The 24,217-nt window shown below is 34.8% G+C and carries 20 protein-coding genes and 1 tRNA gene; 10 read left to right on the forward strand and 11 right to left on the reverse strand.

Annotated elements, in window-relative coordinates:
- Positions 1 to 634: 634 nt before the first annotated feature.
- Positions 635 to 1,831, reverse strand: coding sequence for a glutamine-hydrolyzing carbamoyl-phosphate synthase small subunit (gene carA / locus ACFILD_RS03625; RefSeq protein WP_375664780.1), 1,197 nt, complete (start codon positions 1,829 to 1,831; stop codon positions 635 to 637).
- Between the two features lie 258 nt (positions 1,832 to 2,089).
- On the opposite strand from carA, the gene ACFILD_RS03630 reads away from it, so the two are divergent.
- Positions 2,090 to 2,542: a GatB/YqeY domain-containing protein gene (locus tag ACFILD_RS03630; RefSeq protein WP_273790810.1), complete on the forward strand. Its 453-nt coding sequence runs from the start codon at positions 2,090 to 2,092 to the stop codon at positions 2,540 to 2,542.
- 678 nt (positions 2,543 to 3,220) lie between these two features.
- Here the strand turns inward: ACFILD_RS03630 and ubiC are convergent.
- The 4 genes from ubiC to ACFILD_RS03650 all read right to left on the reverse strand — a co-directional run bounded on the left by ubiC (position 3,221) and on the right by ACFILD_RS03650 (position 8,912).
- Positions 3,221 to 3,727 carry a chorismate lyase gene (gene ubiC, locus ACFILD_RS03635; protein ID WP_375621383.1) on the reverse strand — a complete coding sequence of 169 codons (507 nt, stop codon included), beginning with the start codon at positions 3,725 to 3,727 and terminating at the stop codon, positions 3,221 to 3,223.
- Positions 3,728 to 4,823: 1,096 nt separating this feature from the next.
- Positions 4,824 to 5,075: a GlsB/YeaQ/YmgE family stress response membrane protein gene (locus tag ACFILD_RS03640; protein WP_273790808.1), complete on the reverse strand. Its 252-nt coding sequence runs from the start codon at positions 5,073 to 5,075 to the stop codon at positions 4,824 to 4,826.
- An 857-nt stretch (positions 5,076 to 5,932) separates the two neighbouring features.
- Positions 5,933 to 7,624, reverse strand: a complete 1,692-nt coding sequence (locus ACFILD_RS03645; RefSeq protein WP_375664781.1) for a Na/Pi cotransporter family protein — start codon at positions 7,622 to 7,624, stop codon at positions 5,933 to 5,935.
- 70 nt (positions 7,625 to 7,694) lie between these two features.
- Positions 7,695 to 8,912, reverse strand: a complete 1,218-nt coding sequence (locus ACFILD_RS03650; RefSeq protein ID WP_375631190.1) for a mechanosensitive ion channel family protein — start codon at positions 8,910 to 8,912, stop codon at positions 7,695 to 7,697.
- A gap of 135 nt (positions 8,913 to 9,047) precedes the next feature.
- Here ACFILD_RS03650 and dnaG point away from each other — a divergent pair, with 135 nt between their 5' ends.
- The 3 genes from dnaG (at position 9,048) to ACFILD_RS03665 (ending at position 14,466) form a co-directional block, all read left to right on the forward strand.
- The gene (gene dnaG, locus ACFILD_RS03655; protein WP_375631189.1) at positions 9,048 to 10,985 is read left to right on the forward strand and encodes a DNA primase; all 1,938 of its coding nucleotides are present in this window, start codon (positions 9,048 to 9,050) and stop codon (positions 10,983 to 10,985) included.
- A gap of 390 nt (positions 10,986 to 11,375) precedes the next feature.
- Positions 11,376 to 13,391, forward strand: coding sequence for an RNA polymerase sigma factor RpoD (gene rpoD, locus ACFILD_RS03660; RefSeq protein ID WP_273790804.1), 2,016 nt, complete (start codon positions 11,376 to 11,378; stop codon positions 13,389 to 13,391).
- 613 nt (positions 13,392 to 14,004) lie between these two features.
- Complete coding sequence (locus ACFILD_RS03665) at positions 14,005 to 14,466, forward strand: YcgN family cysteine cluster protein (protein WP_273790803.1); 462 nt, start codon at positions 14,005 to 14,007, stop codon at positions 14,464 to 14,466.
- Positions 14,467 to 14,493: 27 nt separating this feature from the next.
- Here ACFILD_RS03665 and ACFILD_RS03670 read toward each other — a convergent pair whose 3' ends face one another.
- On the reverse strand, positions 14,494 to 15,237 hold the full coding sequence (locus ACFILD_RS03670; RefSeq protein ID WP_273790802.1) for an SIMPL domain-containing protein: 744 nt from the start codon (positions 15,235 to 15,237) through the stop codon (positions 14,494 to 14,496).
- A 170-nt stretch (positions 15,238 to 15,407) separates the two neighbouring features.
- Here ACFILD_RS03670 and ACFILD_RS03675 point away from each other — a divergent pair.
- Positions 15,408 to 15,484 (forward strand) — tRNA-Ile (locus ACFILD_RS03675).
- Between the two features lie 1,662 nt (positions 15,485 to 17,146).
- Entirely contained in the window at positions 17,147 to 17,329 is a 183-nt protein-coding gene (locus tag ACFILD_RS03680) for a hypothetical protein (protein ID WP_273790801.1), read from the forward strand.
- Here the strand turns inward: ACFILD_RS03680 and ACFILD_RS03685 are convergent.
- Positions 17,253 to 17,567, reverse strand: coding sequence for a helix-turn-helix domain-containing protein (locus ACFILD_RS03685; RefSeq protein WP_007347852.1), 315 nt, complete (start codon positions 17,565 to 17,567; stop codon positions 17,253 to 17,255). The genes ACFILD_RS03680 and ACFILD_RS03685 overlap by 77 nt on opposite strands.
- Positions 17,568 to 18,323: 756 nt before the next feature.
- On the opposite strand from ACFILD_RS03685, the gene ACFILD_RS03690 reads away from it, so the two are divergent.
- From ACFILD_RS03690 to ACFILD_RS03700, 3 genes are all read left to right on the forward strand, one after another.
- Positions 18,324 to 18,608, forward strand: a complete 285-nt coding sequence (locus ACFILD_RS03690; RefSeq protein WP_375645318.1) for a hypothetical protein — start codon at positions 18,324 to 18,326, stop codon at positions 18,606 to 18,608.
- Between the two features lie 267 nt (positions 18,609 to 18,875).
- Positions 18,876 to 19,187, forward strand: a complete 312-nt coding sequence (locus tag ACFILD_RS03695; RefSeq protein ID WP_273790799.1) for a hypothetical protein — start codon at positions 18,876 to 18,878, stop codon at positions 19,185 to 19,187.
- 52 nt (positions 19,188 to 19,239) lie between these two features.
- Entirely contained in the window at positions 19,240 to 19,410 is a 171-nt protein-coding gene (locus tag ACFILD_RS03700) for a hypothetical protein (RefSeq protein ID WP_375631186.1), read from the forward strand.
- Between the two features lie 531 nt (positions 19,411 to 19,941).
- On the opposite strand, the gene ACFILD_RS03705 is transcribed toward ACFILD_RS03700, so the two are convergent.
- Both ACFILD_RS03705 and ACFILD_RS03710 read right to left on the reverse strand, forming a co-directional pair.
- Positions 19,942 to 20,121, reverse strand: a complete 180-nt coding sequence (locus ACFILD_RS03705; protein ID WP_273790798.1) for a DUF1508 domain-containing protein — start codon at positions 20,119 to 20,121, stop codon at positions 19,942 to 19,944.
- A gap of 390 nt (positions 20,122 to 20,511) precedes the next feature.
- Positions 20,512 to 21,051 (reverse strand): helix-turn-helix transcriptional regulator, encoded by a 540-nt coding sequence (locus ACFILD_RS03710; RefSeq protein ID WP_273790797.1) that lies wholly within the window; start codon positions 21,049 to 21,051, stop codon positions 20,512 to 20,514.
- Between the two features lie 352 nt (positions 21,052 to 21,403).
- On the opposite strand from ACFILD_RS03710, the gene ACFILD_RS03715 reads away from it, so the two are divergent.
- Complete coding sequence (locus tag ACFILD_RS03715; RefSeq protein WP_375658186.1) at positions 21,404 to 22,456, forward strand: DUF475 domain-containing protein; 1,053 nt, start codon at positions 21,404 to 21,406, stop codon at positions 22,454 to 22,456.
- A 441-nt stretch (positions 22,457 to 22,897) separates the two neighbouring features.
- Here ACFILD_RS03715 and pncA read toward each other — a convergent pair whose 3' ends face one another.
- Both pncA and ACFILD_RS03725 read right to left on the reverse strand, forming a co-directional pair.
- Positions 22,898 to 23,506, reverse strand: coding sequence for a bifunctional nicotinamidase/pyrazinamidase (pncA, locus tag ACFILD_RS03720; protein WP_273790795.1), 609 nt, complete (start codon positions 23,504 to 23,506; stop codon positions 22,898 to 22,900).
- Between the two features lie 46 nt (positions 23,507 to 23,552).
- On the reverse strand, positions 23,553 to 24,089 hold the full coding sequence (locus ACFILD_RS03725; RefSeq protein ID WP_273790794.1) for a hypothetical protein: 537 nt from the start codon (positions 24,087 to 24,089) through the stop codon (positions 23,553 to 23,555).
- Between the last annotated feature and the right edge of the window lie 128 nt (positions 24,090 to 24,217).

Genomic DNA, 24,217 nt, shown 5'->3' on the forward strand with positions numbered 1-24,217 from the left:
ATTAAAACGTATCTGCGTTAGATGTATCAGTATTGTATGAACAATTCCAAATTTTATATGGCAAATTGGAAGTAAATATTGCTTATATTTGTTGGCATAACTTCTGGAATCGAAAGAAAACCTCATTTTGGAAGAATATAAAGTTGTAAAATTGAAAAGATGTTTTCTGTTTTGCTATTACTTTTTTATTCGGCTTTACAGTTTTCAAAACCATCTACGGCAATATCTTTTAAAAAGTAGAGATTTGTTGCATTGTCTCACACTTTAATTTTTTTATTCTTTAGGAGGAGTTATGCTTCTCATGCAAAATAGAATGCTTAAAATTGTATTGTGAATCAAATGCTTATTTGAAGTTTAGGCACTTTTTTGAATGTTAGACACTTTACTCTTTTTAAAAATAGTTTTTATCGATACACTTACCTTGCTTGGGGGGAGAAGCCAATGATTTTGATGGATACGACCTTAAGAGAAGAGGAAGGAGAAAAATTTAAGCTATTCAGTGCGCTCTTTTTAGTTATCAGAATGATAAATAATAATACAACTTCAATAAGTTGTAGGTATAAAAATAATATAATTGTGCGTAGGAAGATGATATAATTTAAAGGAGAGAAGTTAAAAGGTGAGGCTTTTTATTTTAAGATATTTTTTTATAATTCATAATGAGATCACAAAAATGCTGAAAGAGGTAGTGGCTATCTTGTGGTCCAGGAGAAGCTTCGGGGTGATATTGAACAGAAAAAACAGGTTTTCCAATGATTCGAATACCACAGTTTGAACCATCAAAGAGAGAAATATGTGTTTCTTGAACATGTTGTGGTAAAGAGGAAGAATCTACGGTAAAACCGTGATTCATCGATACAATCTCAACTTTTCCAGTGTTAAGGTCTTTAACTGGGTGGTTGGCACCATGATGTCCTTGGTGCATTTTCACGGTTTTTGCACCAACCGTAAGAGCGAGAAGTTGATGACCAAGACATATTCCAAAAATTGGCAAATTATGATCAATTAATGTTTTAATTGTTGGAATGGCATATTGAGCCGTAGCTGCGGGGTCTCCTGGTCCATTAGAAAGAAAAATGCCATCAGGGTTCATTGCCAGAATTTCTTTTGCAGTTGTGTGGGCAGGCACAACAGTAATGCGGGCTTTTTGTGTTGCCATAAGGCGAAGAATATTGCGCTTAATACCGTAGTCAATTGCAATGATATGAAGATTGTGCACATTGTTTGTACCGTATCCTTTATTCCAACTCCATGGTTTTTCATTCCATTGCATTGATGATTGAGATGTCACGTCTTTCGTAAGGTCAAGATTGACGAGACCGTGCCATTTTTGCGCACGTTTCTTTAAAGAAGGAATATCAAAGTTTCCATTAGCATCATGTGCAATGACAGCATTTTGTGCACCTTTTTCACGAATAAGAATTGTGAGTGCACGTGTATCAATACCACAAAGTGCAATAATTTTACGCGTTTTAAGCCATTGATGAAGATTTTCATTGGATCGATAATTTGAGGGATGTGTAATATCTGCTTTGAAAATAGCGCCAACAGCACCATGACAATTGAGAGGAGAGAGATCTTCAATATCTTCGCTATTTGCCCCTACATTTCCTATATGAGGAAAAGTAAAATTAACGATTTGTTGTGTGTATGATGGGTCGGTGAGGATTTCTTCATAGCCTGTGATGGCGGTGTTAAAACACACTTCAGCTTCAGCGATACCTGTAGCACCTGCTCCTTTGCCTTCAATAACGGTTCCATCTGCTAAGACTAAGAGGGCTGTCGGTTTTTTGATACTCCAAGGGTGGCTGGGTGAAGTTGCTTGTATCATAGTATGTATCCACAATTTATTCTCTGAAAGGTATAATGACCAACTTTACACAAAAATCATACCTTTAACAGATGCTGTGTATATTATTCTGGTAACGTTTCGCTTGAAATAGGCAGTATAAGTACATTCCATGAAGAGGTAAAGTCTTGTTTTAGCTTTTCGAAGATCGAGTCCTTAATTATTTTTTTATCTTCCATTGCAAGATGGATAAAGATTGGTTAAAAGGCATATTCTTCTTGAACAAAATTGGATAAATTTATGTTGCGTAACCAGATTGATGGGGCTCTTAGGGCTGCTTTGAAAGTGCAAGATAGTGCGCGTCTTGCTACACTTCGTTTAATGAATGCTGCAGTTAGGGATCGTGATATTCTTTATTATGATGAGGGGAAGCTAGAAGTGGATGATCAGCAGATACAGTCTGTTTTCACTAAAATGCTTCAACAGCGTGAAGAATTGATGCGAGCCTATAAAGAGTCTGGTTGCTTGGAATTGGCAGAGAGAGGACAAGCAGAAATAGAAGTTATTCGTGAATTTCTTCCCTATCAACTTAAGGAGATGGAAGTAGAACAGGTTCTTTGTGAAGCTTTGGCACAAACAAAGGCTGAAAAATTACGCGATATAGGTAAGGTGATGGCATGGCTTAAGGAACGGTATGCGGGGCAAATGAATTTTTCTAAAGTGTGCAATAGTCTTCGTAAAAAATTGCAATAGATCTTGTTAATTCAAGGGGATGGGAAAATATTTTTTATTGTGCGTCACCTTTATAAATCAGTAGGATGTTGATAAATATCATTTATTTTTTATATACATACTATTATCAAAAAAATATTTTTTTGAAATCAACGAAGTTTTTTTGGCTCTTATAGAGCAATAAACATTCTTTTATGTATTATATTTTTCTGTTCTTCAAAGCTGTTAGATCATTAAAAAACAAAAAGGTTATAGAGTTTTTACTTTTTAAAAAAGATCTATTATTTGCACTGTTAAAAATTTTAAAACAGGATGATTAAGTTAATTGATACAGATTTCCAATTTTGGGGAGTGTATTATTGTCTTTTTTTGCTGTTTCAAAGCATTTGTTTGATAAAGAGTTACCATATTTAGAGTAGTGATTATTCGGTAAGAAATTTAAATATAGATGGTTTTATCAATATGGCGTGTATCTTTTTAATTCAAGTGCTGGTTTTAATGATAAGAAAATCAGAATTTTAGAACGTTTTTTCTAGGGAAGAGATTTTTTAAGCTGAGTTTATGAAATAAAAGGATATTTTGAAAAGAAATCTTTGTTTTTAATGTGTTCTTGAGATAATTTTGAAATTCTTTTCTCTGATTAAATCCCTTATAAGCTATATAAAATCTATAAATTATGCAGAATAAAATGAGTAACCTCTATTTGTGGGGATACAGTGGTGAATCTGTTAAAAATAGTTCAGTTAGCAACAATGGCTTACCCGTTAACCGCAAACGGGAACGGCGTGCCCATAGTGCACCTTGTTGACCAATATGAATGTAATCGCGGGTTAATTTGTCATTGTTAAATAAATAATGTCCTAGAGGTACAGTTCCCAAATGCATCAAGGCTTGATTGTGTAGGAGGGTTTCTTGTGGAATTACAGTGCGTCCAAGGAGCCAAGGTTTATTATCTCCCATTAATATGATTTCGCGTAGCCAATAACGCGCACTTTCGGGGAGATGCTCTGCTTCTTCTGTTAATTTATCTTGCGTAATAAAACATTCGCGTTGTGGTTGAACTTGGAGGCAGGTACAATATTTCTTTAATCGAAGCGTCATCGAGCCCGATTCCATGAGCCAATCGCGAACGTTTTCTGGTATTGGAGGATTTTGATCAGAGAACCACGTTAGAGGCGGTAAGATGGAATCTTCAAGATCAGACATCGTTTTACTCCACAGCTAAAGTCTTATTCCATATGTTATGTTGGGTTAAATAGATAGCTCTATTGTAATACAAGGAGTATAAAAGCAGCAAGATTTTAACAGGAAGATATCAAAGGGAAAGTCGATTGCAAAGGTCTTTAAAAGAAGATATGCGGGAAGTATATATTATAGGGTTATTTTCATTAAAAAAGCAAAATAAGGTATTATGTTTTATCCAAGGCGCTTTCACAATGCGTTACGGAAATTTCTTTATCGCATGAGAGCAATGGGAAAAATGTTTCGTACTTTAAAATTCGTTTGTAACGCATATAAAGAAGAGCTAAAAATTCATCTATGCAAGATGATATAAAGAGGAAGTTTTAAGAGGAACAAAACTTTATTTTATACTTTAGAAAGTGAAGAGGTATTCAAATCTTTTGAATTGAGATGTAAAGGGGATCGTATTCTTTATAATCAAGAAATTTATATTAATGCATATATTTTTGAAAACTTTAAAATACATTATATTGTTAAAATTGTTAAAAATTACTTCACATAACATAATTTGTAGTAATTCTATAATAAAGTTACATTAATATTATTTCATATTTATTTTATATACTATTTTCTTTCATAGATTAGAAAAAATTCTTTATCATTTTGTTCTTACCGTCTCTCTTTATTTCTTAAGATGCAAAAAAGCTCTTCGAGTTTTCTTGGTAAAAAGGGTATTGTTGATAGAGTGTATAGGTATTAGCATTATACGGTAGAATTTTTAATCATCGTTAGTGATTTTTGTAACCTTATGAATTGTTATTACAGTGAGATATGCTGGATTTGCGCACGTGGTACAAAAATCAGTTCGTATTTCGTTAAAATAACGCAACATATCTCTCCTGATATGCGTAAGTTTATATAGGTATGAAATGGTGCGTTATAAAGTTCTTTACTGCATTTCGTTTTATAATACGGTGATGGTGTATGCCTAAAATCGCAGCTTAAGCATCTCACCATCATATCAAAATTGGTAACACCAAGTTACAAGAAAATATTTCAAACTCTGCTAGTTGTTTCCTAGTTTTGTATTGAATTCCAAAAGGTGTAAAAAATAAATACTCTATGATCGAATTTTTTGTCCTATCCATATAAGAATACAGGCTCCTATAAAACCTGAAATAAGATAGCCAAGCCAACCAGCAAAACTTACACCTAAAAGACTAAAAAGAAAGCTTGCTAGCGCAGCGCCAATAATCCCTAAGATAATATTTAACAATATTCCTGTTTGGCTTTTCATAATATACTGTGCAGCCCAACCTGCAATCCCGCCAATGACAATAGCTGCAATCCAGCCGATGTTTGCATTTTCCATGATACCCTCCTTTGCCTGAATTTAAATTGTAACTAGAGTAAACTTTGTAAAAATCAAGGTTTATTCCTTTTTTACCCAGTGGAAAGGATATTGCTTTTAGATATTTTACTTATTACTTTCCTTTATATTAAAATAATATTCACATTTGTATCATAATAATACTTAATAAGTATAAATATATAATACATTTTAATTTATAAACAAATTAATTAATTTAGAAATACGAATAAAATAAGAAAATATTAGTGAAAATGTTTTAATAACTCATAAAGTGTATTTATAAGCTTTTTAAAGCTCTCTCTTAAATTGAAAAAAACAACTGTGATTAAAGCAATAAGTAAAATGGATATTTAAAAGTTTGGAGCTTGCCAATTGATATCAATGATGTTTGAAATTAAAACTGCTTTGTTGACACGTTATAGCGTGGCTGTATAGGTTTAACCTCTACAGATCTTGATATAAATATTGCATTTTTGTGGGGTTTTGCATTCCTTATAGAGCATTTCTGTTTTGCTGCTACTGTGAAGCGATCCCCTTTTTACAAGGCGAGTTTAGGTTGGAACTATCATACTCTTGACCTATTCTTTATGTGTTTAACAGTCTTGGCTTTGAGATGGTTAGGCATTTTTATGTCTTTCTTCAAGAGTTCTATTCTACATGCTGCTTTGTTTGTAATGTGCAAGCAAATGACTTTGAGCAATTCATCATGAATAGATTTTAAATGAAAGAAATTTACGATGAAGAAAGCTCATTTAAATTGTCAAATAATAAGATGTTTTGATTAAATCAATATCTTGACCATATTCAAAATTGAATAATCGATGTGATGTGTGTTTTATTCAAGTTATTTGAAAAGTTTAAGTTTTTTCTGTTTGTTCTTCAGCAGGGGTGCGTAGACGAGAACTTTGAAGAAGTCCCTGTTCTTCTAAAATGGGGTAGATCATTGAGGTCAAAAGAGAGTTGATTTGTTTGAGGTCGCGCACAGTGTCGAGATGAAGACTGGATGATTCTACATTTTTGAGATCCCCTTCACGCAGACGTTTAAAATGTTTTAAACTCATCTCTTTTTCTAAGTTTCGTAGTTGATCTTTTTTTTGTACCAATAGGTGTGCAGTATGTGTATCACGTGAGACGAGAACGTTAAATGCTATATGCGCGTTGGCTAGTACAATGGCGTGGAAACGAAGGAGATCACTCCAGCCCTCGCTGCTGAACTGTAAACCTTTTTGTTGTTTCTTTTTAACCAGCATCAGCATATTATGAATAATGATATCGCCTGCTTGGTCTAATTTTATACAGGCGCCTAGAAGTTCTTGCGTTTGAAGAGCTTCTTCGTCAGATAATTTTTGTCCCGCTAATCGTGCAAGATAAAGTTTGATGGCGATATGTTTTTTGTCCAATATGGTGTTGAGTTGGTTGAGTTCACGAATAATATTGGGGTCAGGATTTTCATAAAGTCCCATGATTTTTTCTAGCATGATGTCTACAAGATCACAAATATGAATGACTTCACGCATGACATTTGAGAGAGCGAGAGTTGGGCGTTCAAGAACACTGTCATCAAGAGCTGTTTGATCGGATAAATTGAGCGTTTTGTTAGCTTGCATTTTTTTTGCACTTATATTCACGATCTGAGTGGTTAATTTTAAAACCCATTTTGAAAGTGGTATTCCAGCAAGGAGAATGAAAACATTAAAAATGATATGGGCGTTGATTACTTGAGTAGGGGCGTTATTGCCAAGCCATGTGATGGGAGGGTGAAAGGAGAGAAATAAGATAAGTATAAGGATTGAACCGGCCCCACGCATGAGTAAGTTTCCTAAGGGAACGAGGCGGGTATTAGGAGAGGCGTTGCGCGTTAAAAGTGGTGCTATAAGAGAAGAGCCAAAGTTGACACCAAGAACCATGACAACACAGAGTTGCGTATGAATAAGATCGTAATTGGCAAAATTGACCAGCAAAATGATTCCTGCGATGGATGAATGTAAGAGGTAGGTTAAGCCAGCAGCCAACAAAAAAGAGGAAACAGGATCGGTTGAAAGATAACGAATGATGCTAGGCAAAATTTCGCTTTCACGTAAAGGTTCTGTCGCTGTACTTATCATCTCTAAAGATAAAATCAAAAGACCAATACCGATGACAATACGTCCTATTTGACGCCATTCACGTTTTTCTGTTGTCATGAAGATACAAGTGCCCATTAAAAGACACAAGGGCACAACAAGAGTGAGGTCATAGGTGAGAATTTTTACAACGATTGCTGACCCTAATTCTCCTCCACGTACAGCCATAAGTCCTGCTACTCCAGAGACAAAACCAGATTCAACGAAAGAACCAACGAGGAGCGTTATTGCTGTAGAGCTTTGTAAAATCATTGCTGTAAAAAGTCCAAAACTTACAGCAAACAATGGTTTTGAAATGACGTGGCACATTTTATATTTAAGTCTGTCACCATAGGCGCGTTCAATTCCTGTGCGCACCATGCGTGTGGCCCAGAGAAGTAAAGAAATAGCGCCGGCAAGATGAAGGAGTACCAATGAACCATTCATGATACTTTATTCTTTCTTTGTTGTTGTGAATGTGGTTACTTCAAAATTAATAAATTGAAGTTTATTGTTTTTATTTCACTTTTGCTTTTAATACTTGATTAAAATCATAACCGCTTGGATTTTGAAAAACCTTTAGACCAAAACAGGGCAGAATAGAATAAAGGTGATCAAAAATATCGCCTTGAATTTGTTCATAGTCTATCCAAACGGTGGTGTTCGTAAAGCAATAGATTTCTAAGGGTAAACCATTTTCTGTAGGAGGTAATTGCCTTGCCATATAGGTCATATTAGGGTTGATATTTAGATGCTGTTGTAGATAAGCAAAAACATAAGCACGAAAAGTTCCAATGTTGGTTAAACGGCGCGTGTTGGCTAAGACATCATGATTTTTATCTAATTGAGCATTCCATTGATCAATTTCTGCTACTTTTTGCGTGAAATAATTTTCTAATAAATTAAATCGAGAAAGATATTTTTGTTCTTCTTCTGTGAGAAAATGGATACTTGATTGATCAATAAAAAGGGAGCGTTTGATGCGTCTGCCACCTGATTCTTGCATGCCACGCCAATTTTTAAAAGGGTCGGTCACAAGTTTACGGATAGGAACTGAGGTGATGGTGTTGTCGAAATTTTGAACTTTAACAGTATGCAAGGCAATTTCAATAACATCACCATCGGCACCGAGATTGGGGATTTCAATCCAATCTCCAACGCGAACCATATCAGTGGATGAAATTTGAATACCGGCAACGAGAGAAAGGAGCGTATCTTGAAAAATTAACATGAGAACCGCGGCCATTGCACCAAGACCGGAGAAGAGAATAAGAGGGGAGCGGTCAATCAATGTAGCAACCATTAAAATTGTTGCAACAGCAAAAAGTGCAATTTTAGCAATTTGAATATAACCTTTTATTGGTTTTAGTCGTGCTGTTGGTCGTTGTTCGTAAAGGATGTTAATGACATTGAGACAGGAAGAAATTGTCAGGACAACAAAAAAGATAATGAAGGCGTTGGCAACATTACCGATGACAGTGCTAAATGCATCGGGCAATGTTGGAATAAAATTAACACCAATTGAAAGAATAAAAGCTGAAGTGATATTTGCCATGTATTGAATAGCATTATTAATATCGATCGTTGTATTTTTGGGGAGAAAAGAAGAGAGTTTTTTTGCTCCGTGAATAAGTAATTTTCGTCCTAGAAAGTTCACTAAAAGGGCAGCTATAGTAAGAATAATAAGCCAAGAAATAGCCTCTAACCACGGATATTGAACAATAAATTCGATCACTTTTTTATTCTCCATTTCTAAAAATATATGCAGTTGAGGGTTTAAAATTTTACAACTGCTTAAGAGGAAGTATTGGAATTATGCTCTAAAGTCGTTAAATATGCAAAAAAGAATTTTCAAACTCTGTGAGAGATAATGCGTTTTCCGCCCGATTTCCTTAATGAACTGCGTACGAGACTCCCAATTTCAACAGTGATTGGGCAACGGGTGGATTTTGATCCTCGAAAAAGTAAGCCTTCACGGGGAGACTTTTGGTGTTGCTGTCCATTTCATGGTGAAAAAACGCCAAGTTTTCATTGTGATGATCATAAAGGGCGCTATTATTGTTTTGGTTGTGGTGTAAGTGGAGATATTTTTACCTTTTTGTGTGAGCTTGATGGATTGCACTTTTCAGAAAGTGTAGAGCGTTTGGCTGATTTTGCGGGAATAAAACTCCCTATTTTGGATTCACAGAGTCATAAACGTCAACTGGAAAAAGCTGACCTTTATGATGTGATGAAAATTGCTACAGATTTTTTCCAATATAATTTACGCGATAAAGAAGGTACGCAAGCACGTCGTTATCTGGATGCACGTGGTGTTACACCAGAGCTTGTAGAGCGTTTCCGCATTGGTTTTGCACCGGTAAGGCGTACAGCTTTGAAAGAAGCTTTGAGTGCACGGGGCATTTCAATAAAGCAAATGGAAGAATGTGGGCTTCTCTCAGTGCATGAGGAGAGCGCGGATTCTTATGACCGATTTAGAAATCGCATTATGTTTCCTATCGAAGATTTGCGCGGACGTGTGGTGGCTTTCGGAGGGCGTGCATTAGAGAAAGAGACACGAGCAAAATATCTCAATAGCCCTGAAACAGTGCTGTTTCATAAAGGAAATATACTTTATAACGCGGCAGCAGCTCGCAAAAATAGTCGCTTTGTTGGCGATGAAAAAATTCATTCACTTCTTGTTGTTGAGGGGTATATGGATGTCATTGCATTGACTAAAGCTGGTTTTGAAGGAGTCGTAGCGCCCTTAGGGACAGCATTAACGGAAGCGCAAATTGAGCTTTTATGGCAGATGGGGAAGGAGCCCATTTTGTGTTTTGATGGTGATGATGCTGGTTTAAAAGCTGCTTTTCGTGTTGCTGATCGTGTGTTGCCTCTTTTAAAGGCTGGGGTTTGTGTACGCTTTGTTTTGTTGCCACAAGGGAAAGATCCTGATGAAATTGTTTGTGCTGGTGGAGCACAGCTTTTTTCTTCTTTTTTGCAAAAGGCAATTCCTTTGAGTGAGCTTTTATGGTGGCGAGCTACCTATGGAAAGCATTTTGAAATTCCAGAGACACGAGCAGCGCTAGAAAAACAACTGAAACAACAAATTTTTACGATTAAGGATGAAGATGTCCGCCGTTATTATTTGCAAGATGTAAAAAAACGCCTTTTTGATTTTTTTCGTCCCTCTTTTTCGAAAAAAAAGGGGGGAGGGCGATATGATCAATCTTCACCAAATAGGACCTTTAAAGATCAAACCTTTTCTCTGTTAGCAAATTCTGAAATAGTACGAAATTCTTCGCAATCTATTCCTTTGCGTGAAGCAGTGATTTTACTCACTTTAGCTTACTATCCTGAGTTGTGGTATGAAAATTTTGAAATTCTTTCTGAGTTAGAATTAAAAAATACTCAATTGATAACTCTTCATCAAGCTATGTTGGAAATTCTTGGGGACCAACAGCTTCATGATAAAGAGACGATGGTTGCATTCTTAGAGAAAAGAGAACAAAAAGCTCTGTTAGAGCGTATGAAACATCTTGTGCAAAATATTGGTATGCGTATTATCCTTGGTGGAGCCCCTATAGAAGATGCACGTGCTATATTAAAACAAGCTGTCTACTTGCATCTTCAAGAACACCACCTACATAAGAGATTACAGGATATTGAAGAGCAACTTGTAGAAAATCCTAAGAGTGAGGTTTTTGATCTGCTTCGTGAGGTAAAAAATGAGCTGGAGCAGATGCAGGCAACAGAAGCGTTAATTGAAGGGTTTGGAAGTTGGTTGGATGAAAAAATAGACGGGAATACACAAGATACGATAAAATGATTCGCTTTTTTAATGCGAATCAGTCACTTAAATTTTAGATGAGGAACTTTATGTGGAGTGACATTTTTATAAAGATGACAATTAAATTTTAGAAAAAGCGGGTAAATTTTAGGAAAAGCGGGAAATTGGTTCTTACGATAGGGTACAGAGATTATCTCAGAAGGGCTGAGAGGTGTCGGGGAAACTTCTGGAGTTTTCCCGCGTTTTTGTCTGGATGTCGAGTTTGTCTGGATGTCAGGGCATATACAAAATGTATTCTTTCCAATAGTAATCTCTTAAAAGGAAGTATATATGAGTAACTATTGGTAGATTTTAGTGAGAACAAACAAACTGGTCACATGGAAACTATGGTTACATGGAAACTGTGAAGTGATCGAGTGGAGTTATGGTATGGCAACAAAGGTTAAACAGAAAGATAATGCAGAAGTAACAAGCCAAGCGAGTTTGGATAGTCCTCTTCTTGATTTTTCTGATGATGCCATCAAGAAAATGATTAAGCTTGCCAAAAAAAATGGTTACGTAACAATGGATGAACTCAATGCAGTTCTTCCTTCTGACGAGGTTACATCCGAACAAATTGAAGATATCTTGGCGATGTTCTCTGAGATGGGGGTTAATGTTGTGGATGATGAGGATGAAGTTGAGTCTGAAAATTATGAAGAAGAAGTTACGGTAGAGGGTGGTGATTTAGTAGAAGCCTCTAGCCACGCAATTGCAACGACAACGAATAAACGCGAAGTAACAGATCGTACGGATGATCCGGTGCGTATGTATTTGCGTGAGATGGGAGCTGTTGAGCTTCTTTCGCGGGAAGGCGAAATTGCCATTGCTAAGCGTATTGAAGCAGGGCGTGAGACAATGATTGCGGGACTTTGTGAGAGTCCTTTGACTTTTCAGGCTCTTATTATCTGGCGTGACGAGTTAAAAGAGCAGCGTATTCTTCTTCGTGAAATTATTGATCTTGAAACGACTTATGCTGGTCCAGAAGCAAAGCAGGCTCCTATTATTGAGCGAAGTGAAGTTGATAAGACGGTAGAAGAAAAAATGTCTTCTGGTATACGTAATATGGGGGAGAGCGCAGGAGAGAGAAATATTGAAGACGATGATGAAGAAGACGATGACGATGTTAACTTATCGCTTGCTGCAATGGAAAATGAGCTTTGTCCTCAAGTTATGGAAACATTGGATTTTATTGCTCAAACCTATGTGAAATTACGAAAATTACAAGATCAGCATGTTGAAAGCAGTTTGGCAGAGCGTAAAGAGGGGGCCCTTACTTCTTCTCAGAAGAAGAAATATATTCAATTAAAGGGTGAGTTGATTCAAGCAGTAAAATCTCTTTCTTTAAACCAAAATCGTATTGAAGCTTTGGTTGAACAGCTTTATGACATCAATAAGAGATTGATTCATAATGAAGGTAAGCTGAAACGGATTGCCAATAGCTATGGCATTGGCCATGAGGACTTTTTAAAAGAATACCAAGGGCGTGAATTGGACGCAGATTGGATGAATTATATTGCTGCTTTGCCTACACCTGGTTGGAAAGAGTTTTCGGTGCGTGAAGCAAAAGAAATCCAAAAACTGCGAAGTGAGATACAAAATCTTGCGCAAGAAACGGCTATTTCGATTGGTGAATTTCGTCGGATTGTTATGCAGGTGCAGAAAGGTGAACGCGAATCAACTATTGCGAAAAAAGAGATGGTAGAATCTAATTTGCGTCTTGTTATTTCAATTGCAAAAAAATACACTAATCGTGGTTTGCAGTTTCTTGATCTTATTCAAGAAGGCAATATCGGTTTGATGAAGGCTGTGGATAAGTTTGAATATCGGCGCGGCTACAAGTTTTCAACTTATGCAACATGGTGGATTCGTCAGGCTATTACACGTTCAATTGCAGATCAGGCACGTACAATTCGTATCCCTGTTCATATGATTGAAACAATTAATAAAATCGTTCGTACCTCGCGTCAGATTCTCCATGAAATTGGACGAGAACCAACACCAGAAGAATTATCTAGCAAGCTTTCTATGCCGTTAGAAAAAGTACGAAAAGTTCTTAAAATTGCAAAAGAACCTATTTCTCTCGAAACGCCTGTTGGTGATGAAGATGATTCCCATTTGGGTGATTTTATTGAGGATAGGAATGCGTTATTACCAATTGATGCAGCTATCCAAGCTAATCTGCGAGATACGACAACACGCGTTCTTGCTTCATTAACACCGCGGGAAGAACGTGTTTTGCGGATGCGTTTTGGAATAGGGATGAATACAGATCACACGTTGGAAGAAGTAGGACAACAATTTTCAGTTACAAGAGAGCGTATTCGTCAGATTGAAGCAAAGGCACTTCGTAAATTGAAACATCCTAGCCGTTCACGAAAATTGCGCAGTTTTCTCGATTCTTAAATAAAGGAATTCTTGTGCATTTTAATAACTTCCTCTTTCTTCTTAATGAAGGGGGGGAGGTGCGTCATGTTGTACTTGGATACTTTCTTGAGAAAAACATGGGAAGAATTTGAATAATCTAGAAAGTTTGCGATGTTTAATGTTTTTCTTAGCTTTGGGGCTTTATACTTCTCTGTCTCAAAAGAATAGATATAGGGCAAAGGGTGTTTATGGAGTAGAGAGTAGGGGGGCTTTCAAGAAATGAACGATAAAAACATTACTTTGCGTATAGCGCAGCTCGTTTTTTAAGAAATGGGATCTATTAGGAATAAACTTATATTGCAACATACGGACTTTTTGATGAAAAATGTGTATTCTTTTGCGGGATTTTTCTATCATTTTAGGTGACGCATTTTATTCTTTGTCAGTTTATAAAGAGATTTTTCAATAGGTTATGTTCATTTATATGCGCTATTTTTTGAATATTCTCTTTTTATTCAGATAGATTTTAAGAACATGGTTTAAAGTATACATTGAGTTGAATCTTTTTAAGAGACAGAAATAGATGAAATTATAGAAATTAAACGTTTTATTTTTATAGATCGTCTTAATTAAAAAAGGTGTGTCTGAGTTTATGAGTGGAGAACTCCCCTTTTGGAAAGTAAAAAAATTAGAAGAGATTTCCATTTCTGAGTGGGAGAGCCTTTGTGATGGCTGTGGCCGTTGTTGTCTCCATAAAGTTGAGGACGACGATACGGGTGACCTTTATGCAACCAGTATTGCTTGTCGTCTTTTAGATGGGGAAACTTGCAGGTGTCGAGATTATGCTCATCGTAAATCAATTGTACCAGATTGTATGTCGCTAGACATTACGACAGTTAAAACAGCGCGTTGGCTTCCAGAAAGTTGTGCTTATAGATTAATTTATGAGGGAAAAGATCTTCATTGGTGGCATCCATTAGTATCAGGAGATTGTCAGACGGTACATACAGCGCGTATTTCTGCACGCGGACAAATAGAGGTTTACGAAGACGAATTATTATCTGAGGAAGAATATCTTTATCACATTACTGGTCTTCTACGTGAAGGCCAGTAATGTAATTTTTATACAACTGTTTGTGACTTAATCGATCGCAAAGACTACAGTGACGCTCACGTTATAATTTAACTCACCACCAGCAAAATTTGTATTTGCGTAGCTTACATCTGCTGCTCTACTCATGAGACGTGGTGTTGGGTGATAGTAATCATCCTTTTCATTGATTTCAATAATTTTTCCTAATTTTAAATCGGCCGCTTGCGCTATCGTTTGCGCTTTTTCAATGGCTTCAGTAATGGCTTTTTTACGTGCTTCTTGATAAAATGGCTTTGTATCTGCGTTGGTAAAAGTAATGCCGTTAACTGAATTAACACCTAGTGACATCGCTTGATCAAAGATTTTACCAGCATTGGTAAGATCACGAATGCGTACGGTTAAAGAATTTGAAACATGATAGAGTTTTTCATTATTCTTTTTTTCGTGCTGTTTATCAGAGGTTGACTGATAAATGGATAAGCCTGATGTTTGCAAATCATTTGCTTGGATACCATTGTTTTTAAAAGCTTTTATAATATCATTGATGGATTGATTATTGGAAGCTAATGCCTTTTGGGCAGTTTTATCATAGGTAACAACGGCTAGATTAATAATTGCCATATCCGGTGCGGCTTGACTTTCTCCGATTGCTGTCACTGTAATTGTTGCATTTTTCATTTTATTTTCTTCAGCATAAGCACGTACAGTCAACGATGTGGTTAAGAGTGTAAATGCTAATATAACTGTTTTAACCAGAGAACCCTTCAGTGGTTGAATTTTCTTTTCTATCATATCTATACCTTTATATTTGTCAGTTAATTATTCTCTCATTTTTAAGAGTTTTTGTAAAGAAATTAGAGCACTGAAAAAAAAACCAATAGAAAAGAGAAAAAGATGGGTTATAATCTTTGTCAGCTCTTGTATCATAGGGCATTTTAGTTTAGAGAGAAACAACCTATGTGGGGCCTGTAGCTCAATTGGTTAGAGCCAGCGGCTCATAACCGCTTGGTTGGGGGTTCGAGTCCCTCCGGGCCCACCAATAGGGAAATATCCAATAGAAAAATGGATCGCTTATATAAAAGTTTTGAGATTCTACCTTTTTCGTTTTTTTTATTTATTTTCCTGTTTGTTCTAAAATCCTTTAGTCGTTGTTTGTTTCATTTTTTTAGTCTCATCAAAGAAGTTCTCTCATTTGCAACATTGTAGCATTTTGATTAACTGATATGTGTCGCTATTTACTTGCTTAATTCATATACTGTTTTGTACTTTTCCTGTGTGATGTGCTTCATAAAATAGAAGACTAAAAGCTTCATTAGATAAATTTATTTATACTTGTTCTGCAAATAAACAGATCTCAATAAAACAAATTTTAAAGATTGGACCTGTTCAGAACAAATGGCTCAAAAAACATTTAGTGTAAATTTGCTTTTTTCTAAGTGATGTTAATGTCTTTTAGACGTTCGAATAGCATCATCGTGATGAAAGGTTGTATATAAGAGAATGTGATCTATAGGCGTTCATATGTATCATGGGGTCAACGATGATAACATTTGTTGATATTTTCTTTTTCCCAAGAAAGGAGTTCTATTTGATTTTTGAGAAATATTGTTCATAGTGACGGAGGCGTGTTCTTTGAAAAGAATTTCATCAATTGTTCTTTGAAAAATCAATTGAGTGATTGTTTCTATCGCTTTGCATCATCCAGATTTTATTGTAATAAGCATTTTATTATTCTGTAAGAAATGTTTTCTATGATATTAAAAAAATCGTTAAAATGCCATTTTCTGTCTTTGTGTATTTTTTTCTTAATGTTCAAATTATAGAGTTTTCATGTGATCCGAATTATTATTGAAGAGCAGATGTCTTTTTTAATTTTACTCTCATAAGGGATTGGCAATATTGCGGTAAACCTACCACTTTTTTGTATTGCTAACCTTTTTCTCGTATTGATCGTGTAGAGAGTTTTATCTTTGTTATGAGTTTTCTCTCTTATGAAAAAGTATTGGCAGAGAGGGGGATTTTTTTGTAAAAGTACACTTCTTCTTCAAAATCATACTTTGAAAATATAATTCTTCATTTGCATAAGGGAATTTCTCTCTTGTTGTAAATCTGTATACAATTTACGTACAAAGATTGTGCGTGGTGATTCGTTTTATTTTTTAAGAATATCATTTTTGCTCATGATAGAGACTTATATTAGTATTTACAAGGTGTGTTTAGAGGGGAGGTTACCTGTAAACGTGTTACAGAGTTTTAGGTAGTGTGGCTCTGTTTATAAGAATTTATTCCTATAACATTGTTATATTCTTGCTTTGCAATATTGTTTAAAAAACATAGATAGTGCTATGTAGCATAAAATTGTGATGTATTTTTTCAAAAAGCTTTTTCGTGTTCTCTTATATAGAGTTCAGGAGTGTCTTCAGGGATATTTTCACATTAGTTTTCATTGGTCCGAATCGCAAGATCTGCGTAACATTATTCGCGTTTTTGATAGATTATACCAATTTTCATAAGTAAGGTCTGGATCGTGTGATGCCTTTTGTTTCACCATGGTACATGACTAATAGAACTTCATCTGATTTTGTAAAATAAGTTTGTACACAATTGCTTCCATACTGCCTATTGCAAATATTTTTTTCTAAGGTATGAGATATATTTGAACGCTTTAGCGTTATATAGTTTGACTACATGGAGTATGACTATGAAGAATGATAAAAAATTTGAAACAACTTTATCTGATATTATTGTGAAATGGGAGTCTTTATCGACGTCTCAAAAGCAAGCGATATTGGATAAAGTAGAAAATTCTACAGATTCTGCTCATTCAACAGAACATTTAAGGCTTCAATCTTCTTTTTATCTCCAGACGAAATCAAAGTTATGAGTTTTAAATCTTCATCGGAGATGTTGAAACCAGTTATTACATATATGGCACTAGCATTTCCCAGTGTGTTCAAAATAGCCATGAGTTTATCTACAGAAGGCCTCTTTCCCCCATTTATCATTTGTTGGACGTAATTTTGTCCACAGCCTGCAGCTCTGCTTATTTCAATCATTGTTCGTCCGTCACTTTTTATCAATTCAACTAAGCGTTGGAACCAATCTTTTTCAGTCTTTGTCATTTTTAGACCTTTACATATTTACGCTATAGCGTTAATATTGCGTTGCGAATCCAGAATATATGATACAAGGAGCGTGAAAATATCCATGTGTAGCTCTTCGCTAAGGAAGCATATAGAGTTGTTTTTAACTAATAACAAAATGTCCCCATACACTTTCAGATTCGAATCAATAAAAATGGTTGCTTAGTTCCACGGTTGTGAAAAAGTAAATGTGTATACCAGAAAGGGCGATACACACTCGTATGTTTATGAGATTTCACTGTGATAGTATACGTAGCAGCATTATAAATCAAGATATACCCCAACATCAGAATTTGTAAAAAAAATTCTGCGTTGAGGTAGTATGTGAATATAACGAAGCTTTAGAGCCTTAAGAGATAGGATAATGGCTGTAGAAAAAATGTAAATTCATAGGCAAAGAATACTGATTTCTCCTTTATTGTAATAAATTAGATCACTATCAGATGGTATATCGTATATATGCATTAAAAAATTGGGAAATATCAAAAAAGTGATCTTGGATATTTTATTAAATAGGAAGGTAATCTGATCCACAAAGGTGGTTGTTTGGTGGAATTATACATTCGATCAATGCCCTTATGGGGATGAGTGTGTTTTTATGATGCTGCGGTTTATAATGAAGTCTGTGTTTACAATGATATTGTTATTTATAACAATGCATTAACATATGGTTGTGTAGTCGTTCGTAAGAGTTTGCATGTTTATGAAAAATAAGAACTTTATCGTTATTTGAATATGAGTGGAGATGCATATGTTTACGCTAATGCGGTCTTTTTTGATCAAGTTTTGAATGTTCAATGTATTGAATTTTATGGTGATACTCGTGATTGTAGAAAGGCTCGAGTTTATAATGATGCTTTAGTTTATGGTGATGTAAAGATTTGTGGGAAGGCAAAATTTTACAGAAATGCTGTGCTTTATGACAGTGAAGATTTTTGTAATAATGAAAAACTTTCATATAGCCGCATTCCACATGGCGTAAAAAGGAAGATAGGAACGATTTGGGCAAGGCTTTTATGATTGCATTGCGTCGTTAGTTTTATTTGACGTTCCTTATTTTTTGTATTTTGTGTCAATAAATGTGTCGCAAATAATTGGTGTGAGTGTAGATTTAGCCGCTTTCAGAGATTTGTTTGCGCCATTGATCAATGCTTTAATGGAGAAAATAAGAATGCCGAGAGTGATTGTTCACACTTGGAACATGCGATTTATTGCATTCTTTTTTTGATTGAGGATGAAATAAATTGGTCAAGATGATCACTTGAGCGACAATTAAGGGAGATCCAAATGAGTGTAAACGAAATTTTATTGGGAGCAATGGTTGTTGTTTTGTTGTGCAGCGGGGTTATATTTCGGTTTTCTTTATATTATCGCAGTCAAGTGAAAATTTTAAAAGAGGAATCTAGAAGAATAAAGCATGAGTTTTTAAGAGATTCTATGAAGATGACTGAAGAACGAGATAGAGCTATTAGAGAGCAAAGTATGGTGATTAAAAGACGTGACCAAGCAATTGAAAAACTGAAAAAACAAATTAAGCAATATGAAAAAAATGAAAAGAAATATAAAAAAATGCTTAAATCTGAAGATGATAAAGAGTGATTGTATTCATATTTTGCATTAAAGGGTTTGAAAATGTGTTAGGAAGATTGGAATGACGAGAGAGATAAACTTTAATGAAGCCAATTATGGTGCTGATGGAGATATTGTATTAGAAGAGAATATTCAAGTTTACTCTGATTTTATGAAAACATTTAAGTTTATAAGACAGAGCGTCGTTGGTCATAAAATAAGAGTTTATGATGATAAACCAGTTTATAGGTAGGCTGGTTATTAAAAAGCGCGTCTATACAATCCAGAAATTTTATATTATTGCTGGAAACAATTTTGCACGTTCCTTTTAGATGTAAGGTATAAATGCTACGATAGTTTCAGCTAATAGGTATAAAAAATTGCATGATAATAGGAAGAAAGAGATATTTGCTTTTTATGAAGATGAAATGGGTAAGTCAGTTATGATTATCAGATACAGAAGAGGAATATGAACGTAAAAGATATTAATATCTTGTAGAGTAATTATATCTCTCATTGATGTTTATCTTCTCTTCATGTGCGTTTATTTTTTATGAAAAATACAAGACTTAAGAGATTTTCTTTTTGATAAAGGCTATAGAGATTTGTGTGTGATTGAAAATAAACACATAATCTGTAAGAATATGACTGTTATTTGTAAGCGTCAGAAATAATACAAAAAACACCCTCCCATTGAGGGAAAAACAATCACTGTTCATTTGTCACAAAAATAACTCAACATACCATTATACAAAATAAACGCTTGTTTTAATGGTAAAGAACGTTAGGATTGTAGTTCTCTAATAAGAGCCTTATGTGTAACTTCTTTTATTTGCTCAATATTGATTAGGATATCTTGTTTTGTTGGATAGCCTTTACTAGAAAAAGCAATTTTTTGTGCATCTCCTGAGATTAAACGCCAGTACCATTGATTGTGAACTCCTTGAAACACCTCAAAATACATGTTTCTCACCTCATAAAATAGCTGATAATTTTCAGGATAAATATTTAACTAATCCGTTTGTAAACATTAATGTATGTCTCTATAGGAAGTCGTCAATATATTCCCCTTAAATTTTCTGACTTAAAAAAATAATTTCTATGAGAGCTATTATTCTTTTAACAAGAAAAAATTTCTTGTCAATAAGATATGAATGAGAATTTTATACTATAAAATTATTTTTTTAAGTTAAAGACACTATACTTTCACTTACAACGCAAATATTTTTATTGTCGTTACAGAAACAAAATTTATAAATTATACAAAATTTCACCAGCACGGATAAAGTAAAAACACTTTTCTCCATACTGGTAGAGTTTAATCATTTCTTGTTTTTTCTTTTGAAATAGACGTTTATTGATTAGCTATAACCTCTTTTTGGGATACGCTTCGAATGAGTAAATCAATGAATAAGCTAAGGGTGTAAGAATTGGCCATTTTAGCTTTCATATCGATAAGAGAGGTTGTAGTTTTAGGGTTAAAACTATTTGATAAACCTTGTCTTGACAAATATTGCTGCAATTTTTCATAAGAACTGTCGATTTTTTCTTGATTTAGTTTTTCGTTACGATCACTATCGGCAAGTGTTTCTTCCAGTCCCTCGATTTTTTTAATAAAATAATTCCAGTCAAAATCACCTTTTGTATATTCGGTGTCAAACATTTTTCCTTGTCCAGTTAAAAGCCAATTAATATTGACACCGTATAACGTGCGGTATGTTTGTAAGACACTAAGATTGGGTTCTCTCTCTCCACGCTCATAAAAAGCAATGGAATTTTTTGTCATGCTAAAACTTTTAGCTAAGGTTTCACGTGATGGATCGCCTAAAGCAAGACGTACATAACGTAAACGTTTTCCAAATATGGTTTTTGATTCAGTTTCAGGACGTGCCACGAATTATCTCCCTCGGTAAATCATCATGGTATAAATCATTAAATAATAAAAGCACACTATGTATTAATATTCTATGATATAATGTCAATATTATAGCTTTAATTTCTTTTTATTTTCGTGGATAGAAAGCAATCTTTCACTTATTGTATTGACAATTGATATTCACTTCAAAACAAAATTCCTTGTTTGCTACATTTGTCTCTTGCTTTTTTTGAGAGAATTTTCATGTAACTTTACCATATATATTCTATACACCTCTGCATTAATAGATGCAACTTTAAAGAGATGCAAACTTTGGATTTGTACTGGGTGTGCTTTAGATGAAGTAGAAAATAAACTTTGAGGAATGATCATGGCCCTATTACGCTATTTTGGGTTTGCTTTTTTTTTCACGATTATTGGTGTCTTTTTAGGAGGGGTTATTGGTTGGTTTGAGACGGAAAGTATTACTGGTTTTCTTAAATATTTTTTTATTTGCGTTGTTTTAGGAATTTTGGAAATTTCTTTATCTTTTGATAATTCTATTATCAATGCGCGTGTTCTTAGTAGAATGAGTCCATTGTGGCGTCGTCGTTTTCTTATATGGGGCATTTTGATAGCTGTATTTGGGATGCGAATTGTTTTTCCATTATTGGTGGTTGTCGTTGCTGTTGGGATTAATCCAATTGCGGCAGTCAAATTAGCGATATGGGAACCACATCGATATGCTGAAGTTTTAACCGATGCGCATATGGGGATTGCTGCTTTTGGAGGAACTTTCCTTATGATGGTTGGCTTAAAATATTTTTTTGATTCTGAAAAAGAGGTGCATTGGCTTAATGTTATAGAGAGACCTGCTCAAAAGTTTGGGGCGCTTGTTGGAATTGATATTGCAATTGTTTTGATTTTGATCTTATTTGTTTCAGGTCAGATTGACGCAGAAAATAAAATAACTTTTTTATTGGCAGCCCTTTATGGACTTTTGACCTTTATCGGTGTTGAAGTTGTTGGTCATCTCTTGGATACTCCTCAAAAGACTTTAACAACAGTAGCTCACGGGGGAGTAGGGGCGTTTCTTTATTTAGAAGTTCTTGATGCTAGTTTTTCTTTCGATGGCGTGGTTGGTGCTTTTGCCTTTTCACATAACCTTTTTATTATTGCGATAGGTCTTGGTATCGGTGCATTTTACGTTCGTTCTATGACAATTATGTTGGTTGAATCGGGAACATTATTGCATTATCGTTATTTAGAGCATGGTGCTTTTTATGCAATTCTAGTTCTTGCAGTGATTATGTATCTGCAAACGATTATATCGGTTCCTGAAGTTTTAACAGGACTTGTGGGAATCTGTATTATTGGAATGGCATTATATTCTTCGATTCGTTTTAAGAATCGTCAATTGTATAAACATGTTGTGTCTAAGTAATGGAGATTTTCACGCTTTTGTTGATCGCATATCTTTGAATAAAAAGAGGTCTTTCATGCAAAATAAAATACTATTTTATTGCTTATTTGCGTTTTTTTTAAGTTGAGTTCATTGCATGATACTACCCATGAAGGGAATAATGTACAATCTCTAGGATACTTTTTGACCTAAATATAAGACAGAAAGTTGATGTTATACTTTTTACCAGCTTTCAATATTATGACAAGCTCTTGCATTTAATGGGTCATAAGAAGCATTCTTACTGTTTTCTTGAATGATTTATTCATACATTGATTCTCTTTGTAACGTGTAAGAGAATGTTTTTGAAACAGGTTTGAAATGAGAGAATTTACGATATTCTGGACTCTTACTTAAATATGTGTAAAATAATTTATCCTTTATAAATCAGTGTATTATAATGGTAGATTAGAGAAGGATATTTTAAGAGACCATTAAAAGTTCTATACCAGCTTCGTTCATCGTTTTAAGCATAGTGTTTAGTGATCCGTTTACATCAATACCAGCACAGGCATTTAATGAAACACTGACTTTAAAACCGCATTGCATAGCGTGAAGAGCAGAAAATCCGACACAAAAATCAGTTGCTAAGCCACACATAATGAGCTTAGTAAAACCGTGTTCTTTGAGATAAACTTGTAAACCTGTTGGTGTTTTTTGATCATTTTCAAGAAAAGCAGAATAGCTATCCATTTTTTGATTATAGCCTTTTCTAAGGATAAGTTGTGCCTTTTCTACTCTAAGAGATGGATGGAATTCTGCTCCTTGTGTTCCTCGTATGCAATGATCAGGCCAAAGTATTTGAGGACCATAGTCAAGAATGACTGTATCATAGGGCTTTTTTTCAGGATAGCAGGAAGCAAAGCTGCAATGGTTTTTGGGATGCCAGTCTTGGGTTAAGATAACGTGGTCAAAATGATTTATGAGATTATTGACGGCGGGTAAAATAGCATCACCTTGTGGTACGGCAAGTGCTCCACCTAGTAAGAAGTCATTTTGAACATCAATGACGATTAAGGCTTTTTTTTCCATAAATATATTCCTATACGAGATGAGCTTTTATCGTATTTTTAAAAAGCTATATGTCGTCTTGAAGTTTTGAAATGATGTGCTGGATATTGATATTATTTTTATAATTATCAAGCCAAAAGAGGGGGATGGATAAGTTTTTACAATTGGTTTTATAATTTTTTACGAATTGTAACCACGTACCAATGGGAAGTGCACTGTATTCATTTGTTGCTACGTGTTGATGCAAAGCTTTCATGATCATTGGGCTTGGGACGTCAGATCCCATAAGGCGGCGGTCGTTTTGTAAACGTAATTTAAGCCATATCAAGGCAAGGGGTGAAGTCCATTGCTTTCCGTAGCAAAAAATCGATGAAAAAAGAGAAGGATTTTTTACTGCGTAATATAAAGCCCATAAAGCGAGAAAAGAAGGCGCATAGAGAATTGCTTTTCTTTGTGGTACCATATTACATTGATAAGTTGGTTTAATACGATAAAAATACAATGTTATATCTGGTATGGAAAAGAGAGGTAATGTTTGATAACAGGTTTCAGGTACAGCTAAAAAGATTTGCTTTTTGCTTTTTAGGGAGATGTTTTTTTGCATTCAGGACCATACTGGGGCTTGTGAGATTAGAAAAAATGTACCAATATAAAGCGAAAAGCTTTTGATACGATGTAAGTGCTATTTACTGTACAGTTTCAAAAAGCAAAAGCAGTTTTTTCAAAATCCTA

Origin of the sequence: Bartonella sp. CL162QHHD, assembly GCF_042195435.1 — a bacterium.
In the GTDB taxonomy this organism is placed as follows: domain Bacteria; phylum Pseudomonadota; class Alphaproteobacteria; order Rhizobiales; family Rhizobiaceae; genus Bartonella.